At 67.1% G+C, this 738-nt stretch carries 1 protein-coding gene and 1 pseudogene; both read left to right on the top strand.

From position 1 onward, the window contains the following. Positions 1–331: LiaF domain-containing protein (locus STRTUCAR8_RS03690; protein WP_044471578.1), on the top strand; the 331-nt coding region annotated here is incomplete at its 5' end. Between the two features lie 299 nt (positions 332–630). Beyond that, positions 631–738 (top strand): annotated as a pseudogene (locus STRTUCAR8_RS53835) (WhiB family transcriptional regulator); the annotation flags it as partial.

The following is a 738-nucleotide window of genomic DNA, read 5'->3' as shown; positions in this document are numbered from 1 at the left end:
CGCGATCTTCGGCACTGTCGAGATCGACCTCAGCGAGGCGATGTTCGAGTACCAGCAGATCGTGATCAAGGCGATCTCGGTCTTCGGCAACGTCGAGATCCGCGTCCCGGAGAACGTCTCGTTGCGCGGCACGGGCGGCGGTGTGCTCGGCAACTTCGAGGTGAGCACGCTGGATTCGGGTGATCCCGACGCGCCCGTGGTCTACGTGGACGGGCTGGCCATACTCGGCAACGTCGAGGCGAAACCCAAGCGGGGCAAGATGATCGAGGACGTCCTCGACCGCGTCTCCCGCAAGGTCGACAGGGGTTCGCGCAAACACCTGGGTCATTGACGGTTGTGAATTCGGTCGCACCCGAAGGGATTCGGTAGGGATTCGGTCAGGTCGCGATGCCTCGGCAGTGCCCTGGAGCCTCAGCGGTCGGGAACTCAGTGCATAGGCGCGCGCACAGCGGGTAGGGCTTGCTGCATCGTCTCTTGGAGGGTGCCGTGGGCTTCACGCGGGACTCGGTACGCCCGGCACGCGCGCGCCTTGCGATCGCACGCCCCGGACGCTCCGGACCCGTTGCCCCGGCCCACGTGGGCCCCACGGCTCCCTCCAGCTCGCGAAGAAGCCGTCGTCAGGAGTAGACCGTGCTGCAACCGCCGCATTCGTCCCTGCAGGTCGCTGCCGTTCCGCCCCAACGGGAGCCGGTGCGAGAAAGGGACCAGGACGCCCCGTGGCACACCGAGGCGGTGTGC

It is taken from the genome of Streptomyces turgidiscabies Car8 (assembly GCF_000331005.1).
In the GTDB taxonomy this organism is placed as follows: domain Bacteria; phylum Actinomycetota; class Actinomycetes; order Streptomycetales; family Streptomycetaceae; genus Streptomyces; species Streptomyces turgidiscabies.
The sequence above is the reverse complement of the archived record's forward strand: the minus strand, read 5'-3'. Positions and strand labels throughout refer to the sequence as shown.